Source organism: Rheinheimera sp. UJ63 (assembly GCF_021568285.1).
Lineage (GTDB): Bacteria > Pseudomonadota > Gammaproteobacteria > Enterobacterales > Alteromonadaceae > Alishewanella > Alishewanella maricola.
On record NZ_JAKGTQ010000001.1, the window covers coordinates 229,988 to 253,915 of the forward strand.

25 protein-coding genes are annotated in these 23,928 nt (G+C 46.8%); 6 read left to right on the forward strand and 19 right to left on the reverse strand.

The features are described from left to right. Positions 1-37: 37 nt before the first annotated feature. The 10 genes from L1N97_RS01030 to glyA all read right to left on the reverse strand — a co-directional run bounded on the left by L1N97_RS01030 (position 38) and on the right by glyA (position 10,292). On the reverse strand, positions 38-3,061 hold the full coding sequence (locus tag L1N97_RS01030) for a two-component regulator propeller domain-containing protein (protein ID WP_236128574.1): 3,024 nt from the start codon (positions 3,059-3,061) through the stop codon (positions 38-40). A gap of 43 nt (positions 3,062-3,104) precedes the next feature. Next, the gene (locus L1N97_RS01035) at positions 3,105-3,596 is read right to left on the reverse strand and encodes a phosphatidylglycerophosphatase A family protein (RefSeq protein WP_236128575.1); all 492 of its coding nucleotides are present in this window, start codon (positions 3,594-3,596) and stop codon (positions 3,105-3,107) included. After that, complete coding sequence (gene thiL / locus L1N97_RS01040; RefSeq protein ID WP_236128576.1) at positions 3,593-4,591, reverse strand: thiamine-phosphate kinase; 999 nt, start codon at positions 4,589-4,591, stop codon at positions 3,593-3,595. The genes L1N97_RS01035 and thiL overlap by 4 nt, the downstream gene beginning before the upstream one ends. After that, positions 4,591-5,004, reverse strand: a complete 414-nt coding sequence (nusB, locus tag L1N97_RS01045; protein ID WP_226749830.1) for a transcription antitermination factor NusB — start codon at positions 5,002-5,004, stop codon at positions 4,591-4,593. Before nusB ends, thiL begins: the two co-directional genes overlap by 1 nt. A 12-nt stretch (positions 5,005-5,016) precedes the next feature. Then, complete coding sequence (gene ribH / locus L1N97_RS01050; RefSeq protein ID WP_236128577.1) at positions 5,017-5,481, reverse strand: 6,7-dimethyl-8-ribityllumazine synthase; 465 nt, start codon at positions 5,479-5,481, stop codon at positions 5,017-5,019. A 77-nt stretch (positions 5,482-5,558) separates the two neighbouring features. Then, a complete protein-coding gene (gene ribBA / locus L1N97_RS01055) occupies positions 5,559-6,668 on the reverse strand; it encodes a bifunctional 3,4-dihydroxy-2-butanone-4-phosphate synthase/GTP cyclohydrolase II (RefSeq protein WP_236128578.1) in 1,110 nt (369 codons plus the stop codon). A gap of 12 nt (positions 6,669-6,680) precedes the next feature. Continuing rightward, a complete protein-coding gene (locus tag L1N97_RS01060) occupies positions 6,681-7,331 on the reverse strand; it encodes a riboflavin synthase (protein ID WP_236128579.1) in 651 nt (216 codons plus the stop codon). A gap of 1 nt (position 7,332) precedes the next feature. Beyond that, positions 7,333-8,490, reverse strand: a complete 1,158-nt coding sequence (gene ribD, locus L1N97_RS01065; protein ID WP_236128580.1) for a bifunctional diaminohydroxyphosphoribosylaminopyrimidine deaminase/5-amino-6-(5-phosphoribosylamino)uracil reductase RibD — start codon at positions 8,488-8,490, stop codon at positions 7,333-7,335. A gap of 2 nt (positions 8,491-8,492) precedes the next feature. Then, positions 8,493-8,945, reverse strand: a complete 453-nt coding sequence (nrdR, locus tag L1N97_RS01070) for a transcriptional regulator NrdR (RefSeq protein WP_226749825.1) — start codon at positions 8,943-8,945, stop codon at positions 8,493-8,495. Positions 8,946-9,038: 93 nt separating this feature from the next. Then, positions 9,039-10,292, reverse strand: a complete 1,254-nt coding sequence (glyA, locus tag L1N97_RS01075; RefSeq protein ID WP_229584950.1) for a serine hydroxymethyltransferase — start codon at positions 10,290-10,292, stop codon at positions 9,039-9,041. A 236-nt stretch (positions 10,293-10,528) separates the two neighbouring features. Here glyA and dinB point away from each other — a divergent pair, with 236 nt between their 5' ends. Further along, positions 10,529-11,620 (forward strand): DNA polymerase IV, encoded by a 1,092-nt coding sequence (gene dinB, locus L1N97_RS01080; protein WP_236128581.1) that lies wholly within the window; start codon positions 10,529-10,531, stop codon positions 11,618-11,620. Between the two features lie 73 nt (positions 11,621-11,693). Here dinB and L1N97_RS01085 read toward each other — a convergent pair whose 3' ends face one another. Both L1N97_RS01085 and L1N97_RS01090 read right to left on the reverse strand, forming a co-directional pair. Beyond that, positions 11,694-11,906, reverse strand: a complete 213-nt coding sequence (locus tag L1N97_RS01085) for a cold-shock protein (protein WP_226749822.1) — start codon at positions 11,904-11,906, stop codon at positions 11,694-11,696. A gap of 221 nt (positions 11,907-12,127) precedes the next feature. Continuing rightward, positions 12,128-13,459, reverse strand: a complete 1,332-nt coding sequence (locus tag L1N97_RS01090) for a DEAD/DEAH box helicase (RefSeq protein WP_236128582.1) — start codon at positions 13,457-13,459, stop codon at positions 12,128-12,130. 114 nt (positions 13,460-13,573) lie between these two features. Here L1N97_RS01090 and L1N97_RS01095 point away from each other — a divergent pair, with 114 nt between their 5' ends. Together L1N97_RS01095 and L1N97_RS01100 are read left to right on the forward strand one after the other, a co-directional pair. Next, the gene (locus L1N97_RS01095; RefSeq protein ID WP_236128583.1) at positions 13,574-14,110 is read left to right on the forward strand and encodes a DUF2058 domain-containing protein; all 537 of its coding nucleotides are present in this window, start codon (positions 13,574-13,576) and stop codon (positions 14,108-14,110) included. 54 nt (positions 14,111-14,164) lie between these two features. Next, the gene (locus L1N97_RS01100; RefSeq protein ID WP_236128584.1) at positions 14,165-15,022 is read left to right on the forward strand and encodes a TraB/GumN family protein; all 858 of its coding nucleotides are present in this window, start codon (positions 14,165-14,167) and stop codon (positions 15,020-15,022) included. 60 nt (positions 15,023-15,082) lie between these two features. Here the strand turns inward: L1N97_RS01100 and L1N97_RS01105 are convergent, their stop codons facing one another. Next, a complete protein-coding gene (locus L1N97_RS01105) occupies positions 15,083-15,847 on the reverse strand; it encodes a class I SAM-dependent methyltransferase (RefSeq protein ID WP_229584945.1) in 765 nt (254 codons plus the stop codon). Positions 15,848-15,886: 39 nt separating this feature from the next. On the opposite strand from L1N97_RS01105, the gene gloB reads away from it, so the two are divergent. The 3 genes from gloB to L1N97_RS01120 are packed head-to-tail and all read left to right on the forward strand — an operon-like array spanning position 15,887 to position 18,799. Then, a complete protein-coding gene (gloB, locus tag L1N97_RS01110) occupies positions 15,887-16,654 on the forward strand; it encodes a hydroxyacylglutathione hydrolase (protein ID WP_229584944.1) in 768 nt (255 codons plus the stop codon). A gap of 57 nt (positions 16,655-16,711) precedes the next feature. Then, positions 16,712-18,304 (forward strand): lytic transglycosylase, encoded by a 1,593-nt coding sequence (locus L1N97_RS01115; protein WP_236128585.1) that lies wholly within the window; start codon positions 16,712-16,714, stop codon positions 18,302-18,304. Between the two features lie 18 nt (positions 18,305-18,322). Further along, the gene (locus tag L1N97_RS01120; RefSeq protein WP_229584942.1) at positions 18,323-18,799 is read left to right on the forward strand and encodes a hypothetical protein; all 477 of its coding nucleotides are present in this window, start codon (positions 18,323-18,325) and stop codon (positions 18,797-18,799) included. On the opposite strand, the gene L1N97_RS01125 is transcribed toward L1N97_RS01120, so the two are convergent. The 6 genes from L1N97_RS01125 to hppD form a co-directional block, all read right to left on the reverse strand. Then, positions 18,796-18,999, reverse strand: coding sequence for a hypothetical protein (locus L1N97_RS01125; protein ID WP_229585236.1), 204 nt, complete (start codon positions 18,997-18,999; stop codon positions 18,796-18,798). The genes L1N97_RS01120 and L1N97_RS01125 overlap by 4 nt on opposite strands. Further along, the gene (locus tag L1N97_RS01130) at positions 18,999-19,829 is read right to left on the reverse strand and encodes a GAF domain-containing protein (RefSeq protein ID WP_236128586.1); all 831 of its coding nucleotides are present in this window, start codon (positions 19,827-19,829) and stop codon (positions 18,999-19,001) included. The genes L1N97_RS01125 and L1N97_RS01130 overlap by 1 nt, the downstream gene beginning before the upstream one ends. Positions 19,830-19,968: 139 nt before the next feature. Continuing rightward, positions 19,969-20,610 (reverse strand): maleylacetoacetate isomerase, encoded by a 642-nt coding sequence (gene maiA / locus L1N97_RS01135; protein WP_229584940.1) that lies wholly within the window; start codon positions 20,608-20,610, stop codon positions 19,969-19,971. A gap of 59 nt (positions 20,611-20,669) precedes the next feature. After that, positions 20,670-21,683 (reverse strand): fumarylacetoacetate hydrolase family protein, encoded by a 1,014-nt coding sequence (locus L1N97_RS01140; protein WP_229584939.1) that lies wholly within the window; start codon positions 21,681-21,683, stop codon positions 20,670-20,672. A 21-nt stretch (positions 21,684-21,704) separates the two neighbouring features. After that, positions 21,705-22,838 carry a homogentisate 1,2-dioxygenase gene (locus L1N97_RS01145; protein ID WP_229584938.1) on the reverse strand — a complete coding sequence of 378 codons (1,134 nt, stop codon included), beginning with the start codon at positions 22,836-22,838 and terminating at the stop codon, positions 21,705-21,707. After that, complete coding sequence (gene hppD / locus L1N97_RS01150) at positions 22,831-23,904, reverse strand: 4-hydroxyphenylpyruvate dioxygenase (RefSeq protein WP_229584937.1); 1,074 nt, start codon at positions 23,902-23,904, stop codon at positions 22,831-22,833. Before hppD ends, L1N97_RS01145 begins: the two co-directional genes overlap by 8 nt. Positions 23,905-23,928: the final 24 nt, after the last annotated feature.

Genomic DNA, 23,928 nt, shown 5'->3' on the forward strand with positions numbered 1-23,928 from the left:
CACCCAAAACGCGGGTGTCGTCTTTGCTAGAGCCGTGTTAAAGCCGATGCTGCTCTAACCAAATCAAGCCTTCAGCTAACAAGCGATTAATCTGCAACGGTAAATCAACACTTTCTTCAAATTCAAACGCATCTAATTGACTGGCAAATGCCAAACTGCCCACCACCGCGCTTAAACCTTGAGCTTTTAACTGCAGTAATGCCTGCTCGGCTAATTGCATTGAGCTTTCCCAATTCAACAACTGGCCACCGAGTAAAGGTAACGGATAAAGTGCATAACCACCAGATGCGGTTAGATTAATCACTTCACCATCGGGCAGCGTAAAATGACTGGCCGCAATCTGTTCTAGCAACCGGCAACTATAAGATGCCACCAACTCTTGCGCGATATCACGAAACACTAAAACAAAACGTGCATCAACAAAACGCACCACATAATCTGAGCCGCGGGTTTCTCGACTTAATAACGAGCTTAATTGTTGTAACAAACTATCCGCCGTGCTAACGCCATACTTTAAAAGAATTTGCTGATAATGATCAGGTTCAAGCAGCAACAACGCGATGGTTTTACCCTGCTCGGTTAACGCTTGACGATTGCGCTGAAAGTGCTCGATATCTTTAGGCAGTTGCTCAAACATAAAGCGTTTATTACGTAAGCCGGTGGTGGTGTCACGATGCGTTAATTGACTGAGTTGCTCGTTCAATTCATTCAGCTTTTGATTGGTGTTTTCTAATTCTTGGGTACGTTGTCGCACCAAACTGGTTAATTGCTCCTGTTTGTGTAAGTTATTTTGCCGATAAAGCCAAAATAAGCCATAAAACAAACACAATAACAAACAGAGCCACAGCAAGCGATACACCAAGGTTTCATCAAAGCGGCGCGGGATCACTAATTGAATTTGCGTTTCTTGGGCATCCAACCAATGTTGATAGTTATACCTTACCTGTAATTTAAAGGTAAAGTTGCCAGGTGGCAGGTTGGTATAGACCGCTTCGCGCCGATCGACCACTTCATGCCACTGCTGATCAAAGCCCATTAACTGATAACGAAAAATCACACTATCAGGCCGAGTATATTCAAGCGCTGAATAACTGATGGTTAGATTGCGCTCTTGCCGTTCCAGAACTTGCCGCAGTTGTTGACCCGACAGCGGATAACTTTGCTGAGCACTGATTTTCTTCAAAATGGGTCTTAATGTCTTGGGGGTAGTACTATCTAATTCTTCAGGTACCGCAACCAAACCGCGTAATGTTGGATACCATAGCTGTTGCTGCCAGAACGCCACTTTAGACTGGCCGGCACCGTTACAACAACGGCTGGTTAACGAGCCCATCTGCCTATCGTAGGGCGATAGCACTTCTTCTAAACGAAACCCCTCATCGGCCGCTTGCGGCAAACTGTCGACGCGTAAACGAAAGATCCCTTTATGCGTGCTCACCCAGAGCCAACCCGACTGCTGGTGAAAATAAAAACTTAAGGCAGGGCCATGTAATAAACCATTACCGCTGTGCAAATGTAACCACGCGTTATTGGGTCTTTGAATATACACACCATCATCTAAAGTGCTCACCAGCACAGTGCCATCGGGTAACACTGATGTCGCTAAAATATAAGCGTTATAAAGGGCACTGCCGATGCCTAAACGAGTTAATTGTGCATTTTGCCAACGGTATAAACCACGACTGGTGCCAAACAACACTTGGCCTTTATGCTGACTTAAAGTGGTGATCTGTTTAGATTCTAATTCGGCGTTAAAGGGAAGTAAGGTTAAAACATTATCTTGTGCATGATATAAACCATTAAGACTACCGATCCAAATGCCGCCCTGTTCCGCCGGTTTCACCACCCTAACGGCTTGGCCTTGCAACTGGGGAAATAACACGCTGAGCTGGGCCGTTTTCACATCATATTGGTATAAACCTCGCTCCAGCCCCAGCCATAGCTGCTCAGGGCTAGGCCAATAGAGAGCATGTACCGTTTGCCCTTGCAATTGTTCGGCAGCGATCAAGGGCTGAAAACGTTCAGCCATGTCTAAATAGCCCACTTCGCTTTGACTGGCTAATAACAGCTTACCTTGAGGTGTAAGTGAGACACTGCGAATAATGGGATCGCTGCCGGGAACTAACCGACGAATTTGACTGCGATTGACCATAAAAATGCCATCGCTGAAACTGGTCAGCCAAATATTATGCTCTTTATCTTGAAACACCCGGCTAAACCAAGGTGAACTGCCAAGTTCGGCAACCGTAACCGTTTGCCAAGCTTGTCCGGGATATTGAAAAAATAGTTTACGATAAGAAGAAAGCCATTGCGCGCCCGTATTATCTTGTAACAAGCGATATACCGGTGCCATGGTGTTGTCAGGCAGTAACTGCGCGGTGATCTCACCGTCGCTTTGTAACTGATATAAACCGTTTTCACTGGCAATATGTAAACCGTTATCGGTCCATGCTAAGTCGTATACGGGGTTTTGTGCTAATGCAAGTGGCAAGGCGAATTGCTGCCAGCTGCCGTCAGCCGAGCGCTGATGCAAATAATCGCTGGCCATTACCCAGATCTGCTCACTGGTTTGGGCTAATTGACTGACCACCGCTTTGACTTGCTCGACCCGGCGTACCTTATCTTGCTGCACACTAAATAATTGATCAGCGGCGACCCAAATCTCGCCTGGCGCCACTTCAAGCAGCGAAGTCACTTCACTGTAAATCGGTAAGCGTTGTAATTCTAGAGTGGCAGGATCCAACACCGACAAACCCGCTTTGGTACCGATCCATATTTTACCGTCACTGTCAGTCAGTAAACGGGTAATCGCATTACTGGCTAATTTCGGATGGGTTTCATTACTAAATACTTCAAAATGTTGGCCGTCAAAACGGTTTAAACCATACAGAGTACCAAGCCAGATATAGCCAAGTTTATCTTGCGTGATCGCTCGAACAGAATTGCTTGATAAGCCTTCGGCACTGGTCCAGTGCTTCAGATCATAGTCATACACGGAAGGTGGGGCCGCCAAAGCGCTCTGACACATCAAAACAAAGATGATGAACAGAAAACGAGACATGCAGCCCTCCTTGGTGATAGTGATTACGGTGTGGTCACAGCCCTTAGTTTAACCATGACAGGTACACCAATAGATGCAAGATGGCTAAAGCAGGTAACGCGGCCAGTAAATCATCCAGCATAATACCGAAACCACCGTGTACCTTGCGATCAAACCAGCTGATAGGCCAAGGTTTTAAAATATCGAACAACCGAAACAAGATAAAGCCCAGCAACAGGCTTTGCCAGCTGATGGGCACCAAGAGCATCGTTAGAGCAAAACCGATAATTTCATCCCAAACAATGGCGCCATGATCATGTTCACCCACATCGGCTGCCGCTTTGCCACAAACATAAATACCCAGTAAAGTTCCTAAAACGATAAATAGCAATAACCAAGGTTGACCGGCAAGGCTAAGTAACCAAACCAACGGCAGTGCCGCCAAAGTACCAAAGGTACCCGGTGCTTTTGGTGCTAAACCACTGCCAAAACCCAGGGCTAAAAAATGTTGCCATTTACCCAGCTGAAATCGGGCTTTGCTGTTTGCTGTTGTCATAGAAAATGTTGAAACCCCTGATGTTGGTACGCATAAGGCTGTTCACCGGCTTTTAATTCCAGTTTACCCACCGCCCCAGTGATCCGGCCAATACAGGTGATTGGCACGCCATAAGGCGACAGTAGCACATCAAGTGAGCCGCGGCGATTCTCTGGTACGGTAAAGAGTAACTCGTAATCTTCACCACCCGATAACGCCAGTTGCATGGCTTCTTCTGCTGTACAGCTATCTTTCAACGCTTGTGACATGGGTAAACGTTGAATATCAACATAAGCCCCTACTGCCGAGCGACGTAAGATATGCGGTAAATCACCGGCTAAGCCATCAGAGATATCCATTGCGCTACTGGCGGTATTGCGCAGCGCCTGACCTAAAGCAACCCGAGGAGAGGGATAATGAAAACGCTGTAACACATGGCCTTGATGCTTTTTACTGATCTCGCATTGTCCTTGCACCAACTTTAAGCCCAAAGCTGCATCGCCCAGTGTACCCGTGACATAAATATAATCACCCACTTTAGCACCGGCACGGGTAATGGCTTTACCACGCGGTACTTGGCCTTTAGCCATCATACTGAAACTGAGTGGGCCACGTGTGGTGTCCCCCCCTATCAATTGGCAATTATAGTATTCGGCGGTTTCATGCAAACCGGCAGCAAATTGCGCTAACCAGCTTTCATCTGCCGAGGGTAACGTCATCGCCAACGATAACCATGTTGGCTCTGCCCCCATCGCGGCTAGATCGCTCACATTGACAGCCACTAATTTATGACCAAGTGCACGCGGATCAACATCAGGAAAAAAGTGAGTCCCCGCGACCATGGTATCCGTTGTAACAACGATGTCGTAACCATCACGCACCTGTAACACCGCACCATCGTCACCGACACCAATACTGACATCAGTGCGCTTCACGCCGATATTCGAGAAATATCGCGCGATTAAATCAAATTCACCCATAGCGTATAAAAAGCCGACTGACGTCGGCTTCTCCATTAATTTGGACGCAATACCTTGACCGCTTTGTCCAGGATACTGTTCACAAACTTATGACTATCATCAGCCGCAAAGGCTTTGGCTAATTCAATAGCTTCATTGATGATCACTTTATAGGGGACATCTAAACGGTACTTCAGTTCATAGGCTGAAACACGTAATACCGCTTTTTCGACTAAGTCGATATCTTCGAACGGGCGCTCGAGATACGGTTTAATCGCTTCGTCTAATTTGGAATGGTGTAATACCACACCGCGTAAAATGTCTTGGAAATACGCAACATCGATATGTTTAACATTATTTTCCAATAACAATTGCTGCTCAATGTCAGCTATCGGGTTGTGGCTAACTTGCCAGCTGTAAATGCCTTGTACAGCGAGTGAGCGAGATTGACGACGGACGTTAGGTTTCATCTGTGCTTCCTGTTACAGCTGTGCAAGCACATTGATCATTTCGAGTGCCGACATGGCTGCTTCGCCGCCCTTGTTACCGGCTTTAGTACCCGCACGCTCAATCGCCTGCTCAATACTGTCTACGGTTAGAACGCCAAAAGCCACAGGTAGGTCATACTGCATACCCACTTGGGCAATACCTTTGACACACTCGCCAGAGACATACTCAAAGTGTGGTGTGCCACCACGGATCACCGCACCAATAGCCACAATCGCATCATATTTCTTGGTTGCAGCAACACGTTGTACCGCTAATGGCAACTCAAAAGCGCCTGGAATACGTACGACAGTGATGTCTTGTTCAGCGATATTACCCACGCGACGCAAAGTGTCGATGGCGCCAGTGAGTAAACTCTCAACAATAAAACCGTTAAAGCGTGCGACTACTATCGCAATTTTCTTACCATTTGCTGCATAGCCTGCTTCAATTACCTGCATGACCTGTCCTTACTATTTAACTGCCGTCAAAATTTAGCCGTGCATAATAGCATAATTTCTGACACTCGGGCATAGCCTTATTCAGAAACGTAATCCACTACATCCAGACCAAAGCCGGATAACGCATGGTACTTAATCGGCTTGCTTAATAAGCGCATTTTCTTCACGCCTAAACTGGCTAAAATTTGTGAACCCACACCTACATTTCGTGAGGTGCCTTTCCAAGGTGCCACTGGCGGTTTCTCACCTTTATCTTCTGCTTCAAAATGTTGCACCATCTGTACTAGCTCTGAGGTGCTTTCGTGCTTACCTAACAACACCAAGACGCCACCTTCATCAGCAATGCGCTGCATGGCGGTATGCAGCGGGAAGCTACGATTAGTGCCACGAGTGGTCAGCAATAAATCATTAAAGGTATTATGTAAATGCACCCGCACTAAGGTTGGCTCGTCAGCGACAATCTCGCCTTTTACTAAAGCAAAGTGCAACTGATTATCAATAGTGTCTTTAAAGGTCACTAATTCAAAGTCGCCCATCTCGGTTGGCAACTGACAAGTCGCCACTTTTTCAATGGTGGTTTCATTGAGATTACGGTATTCAATTAAATCAGCGATGGTGCCGATTTTAATATCATGCTCTTTCGCAAACACTTCGAGATCCGGACGGCGCGCCATAGTGCCATCATCATTAAGGATTTCGACAATCACAGCTGCAGGTTCCAGCCCGGCTAACCGCGCTAAATCACAACCGGCTTCAGTATGGCCGGCACGAACTAATACACCGCCATCTTGCGCCATTAAAGGAAAGATATGCCCAGGCTGAATAATATCTGTTGGGCGAGCATCACGCGCCACCGCCGCTTTCACTGTTTTGGCGCGATCGGCCGCTGAAATACCGGTGGTCACGCCTTCTGCAGCTTCAATGGATACCGTGAAGTTGGTAGCAAACGGTGATTTATTGGCGTCGACCATTAAGGGTAAGTTGAGTTGCTGGCAGCGTTTTTTCGATAAGGTTAAACAAATTAAGCCACGACCAAACTTTGCCATAAAATTGATGGCAGCAGGCGTGACATACTCGGCGGCCATCACCAAATCGCCTTCATTCTCGCGATCTTCATCATCCATCAAAATAACCATTTTACCTTGGCGGATATCTTCAATAATTTCTGCAGGTGTATTCAGTTGCATAGCTAACCTTCTTTATAAAAACCCGCGTTGCGCTAACAACGCCAGATCAACACCTGTTGTAGGGGCAGGTGTTTTAGTATGGAGTAAGCGTTCTAAATAACGCGCGATCAGATCCACCTCTATATGGACCAAGCTGCCTTTTTGCAACTGCAGCAATGTCGTTTGCGCAGCCGTATGCGGCACTATCGTTAAACGAAAGGCTGTGGCACTTAATTCATTTACGGTTAGGCTGACGCCATCAATGGTCACCGAACCTTTATGCGCTAAATAAGGGGCTAACGCCGCAGGCATAGCAAACCACAGTTGCCAGGCGCGCGCGGTTTTTTCAATACGCAGCAGCTCGGTTACGCCATCAACGTGACCACTGACCAGATGACCACCCAATCGACCGGTGGCTAATAAGGCTTTTTCTAAATTCACTCTCTGCCCCACCTGATACTGACTAAAGCGGGTTAAGGCGAGTGTTTCAGCGGATACATCAGCGACAAAGCCTTGGGCTAGCAATTGGGTAACGGTAAGACAGACCCCATTGCTGGCAATACTGTCCCCTAACTGCACATCGCTAAAATCTAACTGCTCACTGTGGATCTGCACTTCTAAATCGCCGCCTTTAGCGGTTAAGCGGCTAATGTGACCTGTGGCAGCAATAATACCGGTAAACATATCAGCTCTCTTTTGTTGGGTTGGCAACATTTGCTGTAGTGGGCTTCGCCCGAATTCGAATATCGTTGCCGAGTTGGTGTACATCCAGCAGTGTTAAATGCGGTACAGCGGTTAATTGTTGGAAATCGCCCAATTTCGCTAAGGGTTGAGCACAGTCACCCAATAGGAGTGGCGCTTGATACAAGATCAATTCATCGACTAAACCGTGCTGCAATAAGGCCCCGGCTAGCGTACTGCCGGCTTCCGTCCAGACACTGTTGATCTGTTGCTGATGTAACACTTTAAGCAAAGCCGATAAATCGAATTGGCCTGATGGCAACAATGCAACAGGCCATTGCGTTACCGCAACCGCACTGGCGCTAAGTTGTTTTGCCGCTTGTGTGCCGTCATAGCAAATTAACACCGCGCCACCTTGGCTAAACAAGGCTTCAGCCCCCGTTAAGCGCTGTTGCCGATCCAAAATGACACGCAGTGGCTGGCGAAGGTTACCATCGGCTAAACAGCTAATGGCCTCGCTGGCGGTTTGTCGCACGGTTAAGCGTGCATTGTCGGCTAATACCGTGCTCGCCGTTGATAAAATCGCGCTGCTCTGCGCTCGATACTGCTGCACATCATCACGGGCAACATCCCCGGTTAACCACTGACTTACGCCATTAGCTAACGCGGTGCGCCCATCTAAACTGGCGGCCATTTTTAGCCAAACATAAGGTCGTTGACGTTCCATCCGACTGAGAAAACCCGGATTAAGCGCCCGGGCGGCGTTCGTAAGCAAACCATGCTGCACGCTGATCCCTGCTCTTTCGAGGATAGCGACGCCTTTGCCTGCCACCAGTGGATTCGGATCTAACATGGCAATCACCACGCGACTGACCCCAGCTTTTACTAACGCTTCGGCACAAGGCGGGGTGCGACCATAATGCGCACAAGGCTCTAACGTGACATAACAAGTCGCGCCTGCTGCAGCAGAGCCGGCTTGTTGTAAAGCATACACTTCGGCATGGCCCTGCCCCGCTTGTCGATGATAGCCTTGCCCTATAACCTGAGCGTTTTTCACCAACACCGCACCCACATTAGGATTAGGATCGGTGGTGAAACGCCCAGCCGCAGCTAAGCTTAACGCCAGCGTCATATACTGATGATCGGCTTCTGAAAAGGACACCGTTACTTCTCTCCCAAGCGGGCAATTTCCTCGCCAAACTCACGAATATCTTTGAATGAGCGATACACAGAAGCAAAGCGCACATAGGCCACTTTATCGACTTTAACTAACTCATCCATAATTAAATTACCCAGCAAATGACTACCGACTTCACGTTCGCCCGTTGCGCGTAATTGCGATTTAATTTTATGGATCAGCTGTTCGATTTCTTCGGTAGATACCGGGCGTTTTTCTAACGAACGTAATAAGCCATTGCGCAATTTATCTTCGTTAAAAGGCTCACGCGAACCATCACGCTTAATAATGCGCGGCATTACCAGTTCGGCAGCTTCAAAGGTCGTAAAACGTTCATGACAAGCTAGACATTCACGACGCCGACGCACTTGATGACCGTCGGCGACTAAACGAGAATCAATGACTTTGGTGTCATCCGCGTTACAAAAGGGACAAAACATGCTGAGCTCTCTATATCACCCTATCGGGACTTTTTGAGATGGCCGGATAAAATAATGGCCGCAATTGCGGCCATCATAACATGTTATTTTAGTTTACGCATAAACTGGGAAACGGCTACATACCTCAGAAACACGGGCTCTGACGGATGCAATAACCGCTTCATCACCACGGCTGTCTAACACTTCACAAATCAGTGTGGCGACTAAACGTGCTTCAGCTTCTTTAAAGCCACGACGGGTAATAGCCGGAGTACCAATACGTAAGCCACTGGTCACAAAAGGTGAACGTGGGTCGTTAGGCACTGAGTTTTTATTAACGGTAATGTGCGCTAAACCTAACCACGCATCCGCTTCTTTACCGGTAATATCTTTGTCGATGAGATCCATCAAGAACAGGTGGTTTTCCGTACCGCCTGATACCACTTTGTAACCGCGAGAGATCATCTCAGCACACATGGCTTTGGCATTTAGTAACACTTGTTGCTGATACACTTTAAATTCAGGCTGTAAGGCTTCTTTAAAGGCTACCGCTTTTGCCGCAATAACGTGCATTAAAGGGCCGCCTTGGCCACCAGGGAACACCGCTGAGTTTAACTTTTTCTCAATGGCTTCGTTTTTACGCGCCAAAATTAAACCACCACGTGGACCGGCTAAGGTTTTGTGCGTTGTCGTTGTCACGACATCAGCAATAGGTACGGGGTTTGGATATAAACCCGCCGCCACTAAACCGGCAACGTGCGCCATATCAACCAGTAAGTATGCACCGACTTTATCCGCGATATCACGGAAACGCTGCCAATCAACAATACCGGAATAAGCAGAGAAACCAGCAATAATCAGCTTAGGTTTGTGTTCTAGCGCTAAGGCTTCGGCTTGATCATAATCAATCACGCCGGTTTCAGGATGCAGGCCATATTGCACAGCATGGTAAAGTTTACCGGATGAGCTGACACTCGCACCGTGCGTTAAGTGACCGCCATGCGCTAAGCTCATACCTAAAATGGTATCGCCAGCGTTTAATAACGCTAAAAATACCGCTGAGTTAGCTTGTGAGCCAGAGTGTGGCTGTACGTTAGCGTAGTCAGCACCAAACAATTCTTTGGCACGTGCAATGGCTAAATCTTCGGCTAAATCAACAAATTCACAACCACCGTAGTAACGCTTGTGCGGATAACCTTCGGCATATTTATTCGTTAACTGTGAACCTTGCGCCTGCAATACCCGAGGGCTGGCATAGTTTTCTGAAGCGATAAGCTCGATATGGGCTTCTTGACGTTCAGTTTCTTGTACCATGGATTGCCATAATTCCGGATCGAAATCTGCAATATTCATTTCACGCTTTAACATGCTTTCTCCTGCGCGCGGCTACCACGCTGATCGATTGACAACAGTCTAAAAATTGTTGGCTATTCTACTCTTATTTTTTAATTCTTGCACTGAAAAAACAGACATCCAGACAGCTAAATGAAATGAAGCCTGAAAAAATCTTACTGGCTGTGCAGAAATACTGCCACTCGCTTTACAACGTGTTGTAAGGGGCGTAAATTACTGGTTATTCATACAGCGCTATTTGCAGCAGGATTATGTCGCATCGAAAAATTATCCATTTAGATATGGATTGCTTCTTTGCCGCGGTTGAAATGCGCGACAACCCTGCCCTGCGGCATATTCCGTTAGCTATTGGCGGTAGTCGATCTGAACGCGGCGTGATTGCCACCTGCAATTATCCGGCTCGGGCTTTTGGTGTGCGCTCCGCCATGCCAACACATGAAGCCTTAAAACGTTGCCCGCATCTAACCTTAATGCGCGGGAGCATGGATAAATACAAAGCCGTTAGCCAACAGATCCAAAGCATATTTCGCCGTTATACCGAGCACGTCGAACCACTTTCTTTAGATGAGGCCTATTTAGATGTCACCGATTGTAAGCAATTTAAAGCCAGCGCCACGCTGATTGCTGCGGATATTCGCCGCTCGGTGTTAGCAGAAACCGGTTTAACCGTTTCTGCTGGGGTAGCGCCCAATAAATTTCTCGCCAAAATCGCCAGTGATGAACAAAAACCCGATGGTTTATTTGTGATCCCACCCGAGGCTATCAACGATTTTGTTCTGCAACTCGCCCTGCGCAAAATCCCCGGCGTTGGGGTAAAAACCGCAGAGAAACTTGCCAAGCTCGGATTTCATTTTTGCCGTGACATTTGTCAGCCAGGTGAAGAGATCAGTATAGAGCGACTTGCCTTGTTATCTCGGCATTTTGGCAGCTTCGCCGCTACGTTAATTAAACGCAGCCAAGGTATTGATGAACGCCCGGTCCGGCAAGATCGTGAACGTAAATCGATCGGTGTAGAACAGACATTGCCGAACGACATCGCGGACTTAGAGCAAGCCGAACAAGAAATGCTTCAGTTATTACCCACCTTAGAGCAGCGTTTAGCGCAAAGCGGTAAAGCGGCATTACTACAAAAAATTGGCGTGAAATTAAAATTCAGTGATTTTCGGCAAACGACAGTAGAAACCCAATGTCATCGTTTAGATCCGCGCTTATTGGCACAACTATTAGCGCAGGCTTGGCAACGCAGGCAAGAGCACAGCGTGCGTTTGATTGGCATACAGCTTGGCTTTAAAACGGCTTGTCATGAACAATTACCCCTACCGTTAGAAGGCACCACTTTTTAGAGGCGTAACTCAGGCAAGGTATTCGGCAATAAAAAAGCCGGCGCTAAGGCCGGCTCTTTAAAATCTTTACTAATTAACCGATAACAGTTACGTTTTCAGCTTGTGGGCCTTTTTGGCCTTCAGTAACGATAAAGGTCACTTGTTGGCCTTCAACTAACGTTTTACGGCCTGTACCGTTGATAGCGCGGAAGTGAACAAACACGTCTTTACCGCCTTCACGCTCGATAAAACCAAAACCTTTATCTTCATTGAACCACTTAACTGTACCAGAAATTAACTGTGACATAACACTCTCTTACTTTAACAAATTTTGCCGAAATTCCGGCGACTTAAATAATACCGGCCACGTCATCGAGCTGATACTTACTTCGACCGCATTATCAGTGATGCTGATTAAGTGGTCAATATAAATACCGAGACGAACAGAAAATAGTTTTCTGTTGGGCCGTTCCGGCAAGGACTGCTAAACCTTACTTACTCAGTGTAGCAGTAATGTGGAAAAAACCATCAATCTTGTGGTGTTTTTTTACGTCGCACGGGCGCCGAGCCGTCATCGCCACCTTGGAAGAACACCTTCGCCGGTGCTTTTTTCACCGTTTTCGCGCTGGGCTTGCCCGAGTGTTTAGCTTTCATGGTGCTTTTAGCTGACTTCGCTGCCGCTTTACCGGCTTTTTCTACTGGCTCGGTTGGGCCTTTGAAGCGCGCCACTAAACCTTCCACCTCGCTAAACTCTGCAGGCCGGCGTAAAAAACCTTCAATTTTTTGCAGTGATGCCCAATCTTTTGGCCCGACTAAGGAAAATGCCTGCCCCTTCGCACCGGCACGACCCGTCCGACCGATCCGATGCACATATTCTTCGGGGTGTTTCGGCAAGTCAAAATTGATAACATGGGTTACTTGCAGCAAATCTAGGCCACGCGAGGCTAAGTCAGTGGTCACTAACACTTGATACTTACCGGCTGCGAATTGCTGCATCACCGCATTACGTTGGCCTTGGTTTAACCGAGCACTTAAGCCCATGGCGCTAAAACCGTTATCAACACACACGGTCGCTAAGCGCTCGGCATCGTCACGAGTGGCGGTAAAGATAATGAGCTGTTTCACCGGCTCGTGTTTGAGCACATGTGCTAATAAGGCTTCTTTGTGCGTGAGGTTATCGGCAAACATAAATTGCTGCTGAATATCACTGTGCTGCTCATGCCCACTGCCTAAGGCAACCCGAAACGGGTTTTTTAATAAGGCAACCGTTAGCTCATCAACTTCAGTGTGATCTAAGGTTGCTGAAAACAATAAAGTTTGACGTAATCGATGCTCGGCGGCTTTATTAATAGCATTTAATTGCGGCATAAAGCCCAAGTCTAACATGCGATCCGCTTCATCTAAGATCAGCATTTCTAAGCCTTGCAGAAACACTGACTTGTGCTCAAGATGATCTAAAAAACGCCCAGGCGTCGCCACTATAACGGTCGGTTGGCGTTTTAATAGCTTCTCTTGATCATTAAAATTCTCGCCGCCCACAATTAATGCTGCCGTAACAGGCGTATTTGACACAAATAAGCGCAACTGTGCATACACCTGTTTTGCCAATTCGCGGGTGGGTGCCAAAATTAACGCACGGGCATCTTGCTTAGACAAAGGGCGGCTTTTCAACAGCCGCTGCATCATCGGTAACAAATAAGCTAGGGTCTTACCCGAACCGGTTTTGGACGAGACCATCAGATCCCGGCCCACCAATACTGCAGGGATAGCTTCTTGCTGAATTTCTGTAGGCGTGGCAAAGCCTAAATGTTGTACCGAGCGCAATAATCGCGGGTCCAGCCCTAAGTCTTGAAAAACCAAAATATACCTCTCTTTACGATAGGCGACTATGATACCTCAACTGACAGATTTGAGTTAGTGCCCTGTGTCGAGCTAGTATAAGCAATATTCCCGTAAATCGTTAAGAGTAACCTCATGAGTAATGCCTTTAAAGAGCAACTGCTTAAAGCCGGTTTAGCCGATCCGAAAAAACTAAAAGCGGCAAAAAAGCAACAACATCAGCAACGTGTGCAATCAGGTAAAAACCAAAAAGTGGTTGCCGAGGCCACCTTACTGGCCGAGCAACGCCGCCAAGAGCAGGTGGCACGCGATCAAGAATTAAACCGCCAAAAAGAACAGTTGTTGCAGAAAAAAGCCATTGCGGCGCAAGTTTCACAATTAATAACGAGCAATACCATTAAGCCCAGTGGTGAAGTGGCATTTAACTTTACCGACGGCAAAGTGGTTAAGCGACTTTACGTTAATAATAAGTTGCATAGTGAATTAACTCGTGGTTTACTTGCGATCGTTAAGCAGGGTGAAAACTATGTGTTAGTGCCCGCAGCGATTGCTGCTAAAATTGCACAGCGCCAACCAGAAAGCGTTATCGTGCAACAGGACCGCCCTGTCGAACAGGCCGATGAAGAAGATCCGTATGCCGCTTACCAAATTCCTGATGATTTGATGTGGTAACAATACGAGGCGGGCTTCTTCTCTTAATATTATTATTAAATGAAGGAGCTTGCTATGCGGCAACTACTTACTATTGGATTATTGCTGTTTTTCGGTGTCAGCCAAGCGGTCTTTGCCGCTTCTGTTTGGCAAGTGAGTAAAGATCAAACCCAGTTTTACTTAGTTGGCACTGTGCATCTACTCAGTGAAAACGACTTCCCCCTCCCTAACGCTTTTGATACCGCCTTTAATGCCAGCCAGCATTTGATTTTTGAAACCGACATGCAACAACTTACCAGCCCAGCAGGGATGAATAAGATGATGTCTCAAAACACTTATCGCCCGGGGCAGAACTTAAAAGATGTGTTATCCAATAAAGTGTATCAGCAACTTCAAGCCATGGCGAAAGAGCGGCAATGGCCACTCACTGCCATAGAACAATTTAAACCGGCTTTTGCCGCAATGATGATTTCAGTACAAGAACTGCAACGCCTCGGTGCCGCTTCTACCGGCGTAGATATGCACTATTTGCAATTAGGCTTGCAACAGCAAAAAAGCATGAGTGGGTTAGAAACGGTCGATGAACATCTGGCGGTGCTGACAGCATTAAATGAAATTGACGCCAACAAAGTGATCAGTTCAACCTTACAAGATTTAGAAAAAATCGAAAGCATGTTGTCGCAAATGAAGGCCGCTTGGCGCAGTGGTCATGCTGAGCAATTGGCTGACTTATTTATCGATGACATGAAAAAAATCCCTGAGATCTATCAAATCACCTTGGCAAAACGCAACTATGCTTGGCTGGATACGCTAACACAACTGGAAGGCAAGGATACGATGGTATTAGTGGGAGCACTGCATATGGTCGGTGAAGATGGCCTATTAAAATTACTGGCCGATCGCGGCTATCGTATTGAACAGTTGCACGATTAAAGCGTTAACCGCAACAACAACGCCCAACTGCCTTGGCGGATCTGTTGGGCTTTGTTAGCTTTATTTTACTGATTTGCGCTGGGCGCCATGCCTGGCACTGATGCCCTGTGCGGTAGAAAAGCCAGTTTGTACCTGCCATTTTGGCCGGATCGGCGTTAAGGGTAATTCTCTTTTTCGCGCCACCAACAAATAACTCGACGCAAAATAGCGTAAATGACGTTCACTGAAACGTTGCCAACGCCCAGCTTTATAGTCTGGACTTAACATTGAACTGCAAAAAAACCGCTGCTCACCGACCACTTCAAAACCAATTAAGTGCAACCAATCTTTAATCCTCGCCGCACTGAAAAAATGACCTTGCCACGGAAATTCGTTTTTTAGCCACGGCGCAAAGCGGGTTAACCCAAGCACACTATGTGGATTAAAGCCGCTGAGCAATAAATAACCATCGCCAATTAACACCCGGTGCGCTTCGCGGATCACGTGATGCGGATCGGATTGAAATTCTAAACAATGACTTAATAGCACCGCATCAACGCTCGCTGCCGCTATTGGCAGCGCGTCGGGCTCAGCAATCATTTTTGCGCCGGAGGGCAGTTCTGCTTGCCCTTCGGCAGAGCCTAGCGTTAATTGTTGGCGTAAGCGGGCACTGGGTAAACTTAATTGGCTACTTAAATCACCAATCTTCAATAAGTAATAACCGAAGATTTTTTGCAACCACGGCTCTAATTCCTGCTCCAGCGCACTGGCTAAGGCATGGCCTTGCCGAAAACAGTGCCAGCCGGAAGGGACTGCAGGATGATTGTCACGAAGTGCCGGTTTCATGTTAATGTTCTGCCCTGATTAAATGCAAAGGAGTTCCCAATGCTGGATATTAGCCCTATTCATGCCTTTCAGGATAATTATATCTGGGTTCTGTCACGCCCGAACCAACCCTATTGTTTGCTGGTTGACCCGGGTGATGCCACGGTGGTCAATCAGTACCTTCAGCAAACCGGCAAACAATTGCTTGGGATCTTAATTACTCATCATCATGCTGATCATACCGGAGGCCTGGCGCAATTAAAACAGCAGTGGCCTGAGGTTCGGATCATCGGCCCTGTTGCAGAACAGCATAAAATTCCATTATTAACCGAAACCGTTGCCGATAATAGCATCATTCATTTTCCGGAACTTAATTGGCACTGTCAGACTCTACAAGTGCCGGGCCATACGGCTGGGCACGTAGCCTATTATTCAGCGGACGTTTTGTTTTGCGGTGATACCTTATTTAGCGGCGGTTGTGGCCGCTTATTTGAAGGGACACCCGCGCAGATGCTGCAATCTTTGCAACGACTCGCTAGCTTGCCCAGTACCACTAAAGTGTATTGCACACATGAGTACACCTTGGCAAATTTGCGTTTTGCCCGTGAGGTTGAGCCCGATAACCTAGATTTACTGCATTATCAGCAGCAAAGTCAGTTAAAGCGACAAAATAATCAGGAAACTTTGCCTTCTAATTTAGCGTTAGAGAAAAAGATTAATCCTTTTTTACGCTGTGAAAACATAGCGTTACAACACAAATTTAAACAAAGCTCGGCTCTTGAGCTGTTTACTTACTTAAGAGCAGCCAAAGATCAATTTAAATCCTGACTTGCATTGAGCTGTCAGACAGGTAATATTTATTTTTTTTAAAACTGGATCTCCGTTATGTCTGTAAGAATCTCTGCCGTAGTTTTACTGGCACTGTTATCCGGCTGTGTCAGCACGACAGGGTCTGATGCTGAAACAACAGCTCAGGTACCACAGCCACAACCAGCAAAAACTAAAGCTGTAGATTTTCACAAGAATACCGCTTCGGCTGAGAAAATTGCCGCGAGGTTATGGGCTTCAGGCCTCAGTGAACAACAACTGCTTGATGCCAGCGAGTTGGAAGATCTTTGGTTGCGTATCCAAGCGCAATTAAGTTTTAAGGTGCCGCAAACCCGCGCTATCGTCGAACAACGTAATTTTTATACTGATAATCAAGCCTATTTAGATAAGGTGGCGGGTCGAGCCCAGCCTTTTTTGTACTACATTGTGCAAGAGCTAGAAAAGCGCCAAATGCCGTTAGAATTGGCGTTACTGCCCATTGTTGAAAGCGCCTTTGATCCCCTGGCTACCTCTCCGGCGAATGCCGTTGGCATGTGGCAATTTATGCCCGTCACCGGCAAACGTTTTGGTTTAGCACAGAACACCTGGTACGACGGTCGCCGTGATGTGGTGCAATCTACCCAAGCCGCTTTAGACTATTTGCAATATCTGTACGATACCTTAGAACATGATTGGTTAAACGCGATTGCCGCATACAATGCTGGCGAAGGTCGGATTATGCGCGCGATTAAAGCGAATCAAAAACGCCGCTTACCCACTGATTTTTGGTCGCTCGATTTACCGGCAGAGACCACCATTTACATTCCAAGATTATTAGCTCTGGTTGATATTTTACAACGTCCTGAAGAATTCCAAATTGTCTGGAAGTTTATTGCTAATGAGCCAAAAATTACCGTGGTTGATGTAGGTAGCCAAGTTGATTTAGCCATTGCTGCAGACTTGGCCAACATGAGTGTTGCGGATTTGCAGGCGTTAAACCCTGGGTTTAGCCAATGGGCAACCGCACCAGATGGCCCCCATCAACTGGTATTACCGATTGAGCAAGCCGAGGTATTTAACCAAGCGTTAGCCAATACACCGGTAACGCAATTAATGCAGTTTAAACCTTATCGTGTGAAAAGTGGTGATAATTTAGGCGTGATTGCGCGTCGTTATCAAACCTCGGTTGACGTGTTAGTGCGCTTAAATAAATTGTCCGGCAATACCATTAGGATTGGCCAAGAATTACTGATCCCCAACAGCACCAACCATAGCACTTCAGAGCAAAGCATTGCCGCTAGCGATAATACCCATACCAGCAACGGTGAAATGACCGAGCATATTATTCAGCGCGGTGATACTTTATGGGATCTTAGCCGTAAATATGATGTGACGGTAGCGCAGCTTCGTAACTGGAATAAACTAAGCGTTAACAGTGTCTTAAACGAGGGGCAGCGCATCCAGCTGTGGAGTAACAGTCCTTTACAAACCGCTACTCAGCAAACCCGCACCCTAAATTATCGGGTGAGACCTGGCGACTCTTTAGTTAAAATTGCCCAGCGTTTCAGCATTACAGTGGCAGATATCGTAAAATGGAATAATATTAATACTGAACGCTATCTTCAGCCTGGACAACAATTAACGCTATTAGTCGATGCAACAGCTGTCTGATTTTTACCGAGGTATCAGATGAAATATGTAGTATTAGCCTGGTTACTGTGTTGCAGCCATTTCAGTTATGCTGACTTTAAATACCATGGCCAATTGCAATTGCAAACGGCCAGTGGCGAACAACGGCAGCAGATTTTTACCCTGCAATTGAAACGTGAAGCCGGTGCCTATGAATTTACGGTAGGCCAACAGCAAAGCCGTTTTGCGATGCCACCGCAGTCTTACTCACTGGCTTTAATTTTACAAGATGACAGTGAGGTCTGGGTAACCGACTTTATCAACCAGCCTCTGCATGGCTTTACACTGCAACTTGGCCAATATCTCATTAAGCTAAGCAAAGATGATAATGCCCGTTCTGCGCGTGGCCGTTTTGTATTGGAAATCAATGATGAATCTTATTATTTCAGTAAAGGTCCAGCCCAAATTAATTTCAATTTGAGTGATAACGGTATCAATGAATTACAGGTACGAGGAATGTTTAAACCGAAACGTTAAGGCTCTTTTTGCAGTTGCAATAACGGTATTAAACCTGATGCCAAACAGAGCAAGGGTGCCAGCAATAATGGCCAGAAATAGTGTATGGGGATCTGATTCCACCAAGCGTGTATAGCTGCGGTGCCTTGAAAGACTAAACCAAAAATACCCACATAACAGAACGTGCGATTTAACCAACGTTTTGGAAAGCGTAACTTCATCACTTTAATGCCCGATTCCTTGCCGACACTTCCACATTGACCAGCATTCTAGCAAAAACACCTAAGACTAAGCGTTCTTGCTCGGTGTAATAGCGATACTGTTTCACCGAATCAAAACCAACAAAACCTAACAGTTCCATACCCGCCAACAAGGGTATGGTGAGAAGACTTTTGATCCCTTGCGGTTGTAATATTTGTTTTAACGCATCCCCCTTTGGCAGCGACGGTACATCAGGGATGTGCATCTCCTGCCCTGTTTGATGTGCATGCAGCCATTGCGGGATAACCGCTAAGGGCACGCCTTGTAAACTATTGATCTCCGGCATAACGCCCTCAGCGCACCACTCAAAAGTGTTTGAACAGGTATTGTTGTTAAAATCATAATTAAAAATATAAACGCGATCTGCCGCCACGGTTTGCCCTAATTTGGCTAAAGCTTGCTGGATTAATGCGGGTAATGCAGCCGGTTCGACCGTACTAAAATGCTGGCCTAGTTCTAACAGTAAACTGACTAAAGCCACAGGATCGCGCTGACTGGCCGTTGGCGGGCTGGCAAAATGTAAATTGGGAATTTGCTGCAAGATCACTAAGAAAAACCCTGTAGCAGGGGCATAACTATGTACTTGGTAACATAAAGCCGTGCTTTCTGAGAAGTACACCGCATGTCGGTTAAACTCTTCAGGCTGACTACGCGCTAAACGCTCGGCCGTTAATCCCGTAACCACTTTGAATATTGCATTCGCATCAACAAATACCCATTGCTCAGGATGCGCCGCTGTTTCTTGATACAAAGCACAACCAAACGGCGCTTGTCGCCACCACTGGAACATATCATCGTTGCTCATTCTGAATTACCCAACCTCGAAAATCCTTGCTTGCGAAGCATTGCATCAGTTAATACCACAATACGGTAAAGATAACGTTGCAGCAATCGCTTTACAGCAAACACTATCGAGGAGGTTAGGTTATTTACAGTTGCGCATCACTTTGATGTTCTGGCGCAGCAAGAGCAAATGCCGCCAATTGCTGACAATGGTGATAAATACGATTGATCTGCGGATAATGCATCATATCGAGTTTAAAGCGCAGAGCGTTATACACTTGCGGCACTAAACACACGTCTGCCAAGCTGACACTGTCGCCATAGCAATATTCGCCAGCACAGGATGATAAGCGTTGCTCAAAGGCTTTAAAGCCAACATGCAACCAGTGATGCAACCATTCTAACTTTTGCGCTTCAGATAGCGCCAGCGGGCCCGTTAGGTACTGCAATACACGAAGATTATTCAGCGGGTGCATCTCACAAGCAATATCCAGCGCTAGGCCGCGAACTTGTGCTCGCGCAACCGGATTGTCAGGCAATAACGCATGTTGCGGATAACACTCTTCTAAATATTCAATAATGGCTAACGATTGATGCAGTGTTGCCTGCTCATCAATAAAAACAGGAACTAACTCGGCTGGATTTAATCGCTGATAAGGCGGCTGATGCTGCTGCCCGCCCTCTTTTAATAAGTGAACGGGAATAGTCTCAAAACTGAGCTGCTTAAGATTGAGCGCAATGCGCACACGGTAAGCAGCTGAGGAACGCCAATAACTGTATAGTTTCATCTAAGTTGTCCCCTCAGCAATAGGCGGATGCGGCGCATCCGCCTGCAAACAGCAACAGCTTAGTGGGAAGCTGTCACTTGCTGGTCAATAGCGCCAAAGATGCTTTGACCTTGTGGATCCAGCATTTCTAAACGGATGGTATCGCCAAACTGCATAAAACGTGTAGTCGGTTTACCATCACGAATGGTTTCAATCATGCGGATTTCTGCAATACAACTATAGCCCACGCCACCTTCAGCAATCGCGGTACCATAGTCAGTGCCTTGCTTATTAGACACCGTACCTGAACCAATAATAGCACCTGCACCCAGATTGCGTGTTGCTGCCGCATGCGCAATTAATTGACCAAAATTAAAGGTCATGTCGATACCGGCATTCGGTTTACCAAAAGCTTCGCCGTTATAGGTGGATAACAAGGGCAAATGCAAACGACCGGCTTGCCAATGCTGCCCCAGTTCATCAGGCGTAACGGCAACAGGACTAAAACTTGAAGCGGGCTTCGATTGAAAGAATCCAAAACCTTTGCCTAATTCATTCGGGATCAAGCCACGCAACGACACATCATTCACCAACATAAGTAAACGCACTTTATCTAAGGCCGCGTCGGCACTTATTCCCATCGGCACATCGTCGGTAATCACGGCGATTTCACCTTCAAAATCGATGCCATGCTCAGGGGTGATCGCCACGATAGGATCGCGTGGGCCGATAAAATCATCTGAACCCCCTTGATACATCAAAGGATCGGTCCAAAAACTCGCCGGCATTTCGGCATTACGTGCTTTGCGCACTAATTCAACGTGATTTACATAAGCACTGCCATCAGCCCATTGATAGGCGCGCGGTAACGGTGATTCACACGCGGCCTGCTGAAACGGCTGAGCATCACTGACGCTACCTTGATTCAGCGCTTGATAAACTTGCTCGGCTTTACTGGCTAATTGTTGCCAATTATCTAATAACTGCTGCATCGTGTGTGCAATTTGTGGAATAGCAACACAATGCTGTAAATCACGGCTGACCACCACAAGCTGGCCATCACGTGTTTGATTTTTTAAACTTGCTAACTTCATTTTTTATCCTTGTGCAGGCAATTAAGGCTTAACTTTCCAGCTGTTAACATAGTCAGGGTTTTCGGTAGCCACTGCCGCATCGCCGGCAATCAACGCATCTCGCGTATCGAGCATCACCGCCACTTCATCGGTAAACTTTTTCCGATACTCTTGCCCTGCCTGAAACGCTTTAGGATGAGGACCATGGGTAAAGCCAGCCGGATGGAAAGTGACCATACCTTTTTCAATATTATCGCGACTAAAGAAATCACCCGCATGATAAAACAGCACTTCATCATAATCATCGTTATTATGATAAAACGGCACTTTTAAGGCGCCGGGATCGCTTTCGATAGGCCGAGGCACAAAGGTACAGACCACAAATCGTTGTGCCACAAAAGTCGTGTGTGCCGACGGTGGTAAGTGATAACGATGGCTCATTAAAGGCCGAATATCACGCCAGTTAATGCGCATCACAGCTAAATCACCATGCCAACCAATGGCATCCAGCGGATTATAAGGATAGGTAATGACCGACACTTCATTGTGTCGTTTCACTTCCACCTGCCATTGCTGCTCACTGTATTGGGCTTTAAACGCCTCATCAATTTTTGGCGTATCGAGCATCGCAGGGTCAAAAATCGCATGATTACCCACTAAGCCTTTTTCTGGCAATTGATAGCTGTCGTTGGTCGCCTCAATTAACACAATAAGCATGGGCTCAGACGGCTCTAAACGCCACATGGTCGAACGAGGGATCACCACGTAATCCCCGTCACGCAAAGTTAAATGACCATAATCGCAATACAGTTCAGCACTGCCCTCATGAATAAACAACAACTCATCGCCATCGGCATTTCGAGCAAGTCGCGACATCTTGTCAGTTAAACGCCAGGTGCGAAATTTACAATGGGCGTTATGTAACAAGGTCGGTACTGACCAAGGTGAAGCGGTGTTATTGCTGTTCACCGCATTAAAGTCAAATAAGCGTGGCCGCAACGGGCCTTGCCAATCGCTCCAGCCCGTGGGTGCGTGCCGATGATGGAAGTGAGTTGCGGGGCCAAAAAAGCCGCTGCGCCCCGCTTCACGCTCATAAATGGCCTGCTCTGGAAAATCAGCATGCGCTTGACGAGATATATCACCTTCTTTTAATGGAAAGGCTGCCCATTTACGCATTATTTAACACTCCGCGCTGGATCTGATCTTCTTCAATCGATTCAAACAAGGCCTTGAAGTTACCTTCACCAAACCCTTCATTACCTTTACGCTGAATGATTTCAAAGAACACCGGCCCGATCACGGTCTTAGTGAAGATTTGTAGCAAGATACCATCTTTCATCGGCGCGCCGTCGATCAGAATACGCAAATCGCGCAGTTGATCGAGATCTTCAGTATGGCCTTCGACCCGTTCATTTACCTTGTTGTAATAGGTTTCAGGTGTCGGCATAAATTCCATACCGCGCTCACGTAAAGTGCGAACTGTCTGATAGATATCTTCCGTGGTTAGCGCGATATGCTGAATACCCTCGCCTTTGTATTCACGGATAAATTCTTCAATTTGTGATTTGTCATCTGAAGATTCATTAATTGGAATACGAATTTTGCCACAAGGTGCCGTCATCGCTTTGGAGACCAGCCCCGTCAGTTTACCTTCGATATCGAAATAACGGATCTCACGGAAGTTACCGATATTCTCATAGAAACCGGCCCACAAATTCATATTGCCACGCATAACATTGTGCGTGAGGTGATCAAGAATTTCTAAACCCACACCATGTTGGGCCATCTCAACTTGCCAGTTGTCATAGTATTTAAAATCGATGTCGTACACTGAGCTCGCGCCGTAACGATCAACAAAATACAGCAAGCTGCTTCCAATACCGTAAACGGCAGGAATATTGAGCTCCATCGGACCAATTTGGTTTTTATATTCTTTTGCACCATTCGCTAAAGCATGTTGCAAAGCCGCTGCGGCATCTTTTACGCGAAACGCCATGGCGCACACGGATGGACCATGCTGGCGTGCAAAGGCTTCGGCCTGCGAATTCGGCTCAGCGTTGATGATAAAGTTAATATCGCCCTGCTTATACAGCCAAGCTTGTTTTGAACGGTGTTTGGCGACTTCGGTAAAACCTAGACCGAAAAACAGCTCTTTTAACTTTTGAATGCCGTTAGCATCGGCAGCGGTATATTCTACGAATTCAAAACCATCTGTGCCTAGCGGATTAATATGATCAGTCATTGTACAACTCCTATTACCTTGTCT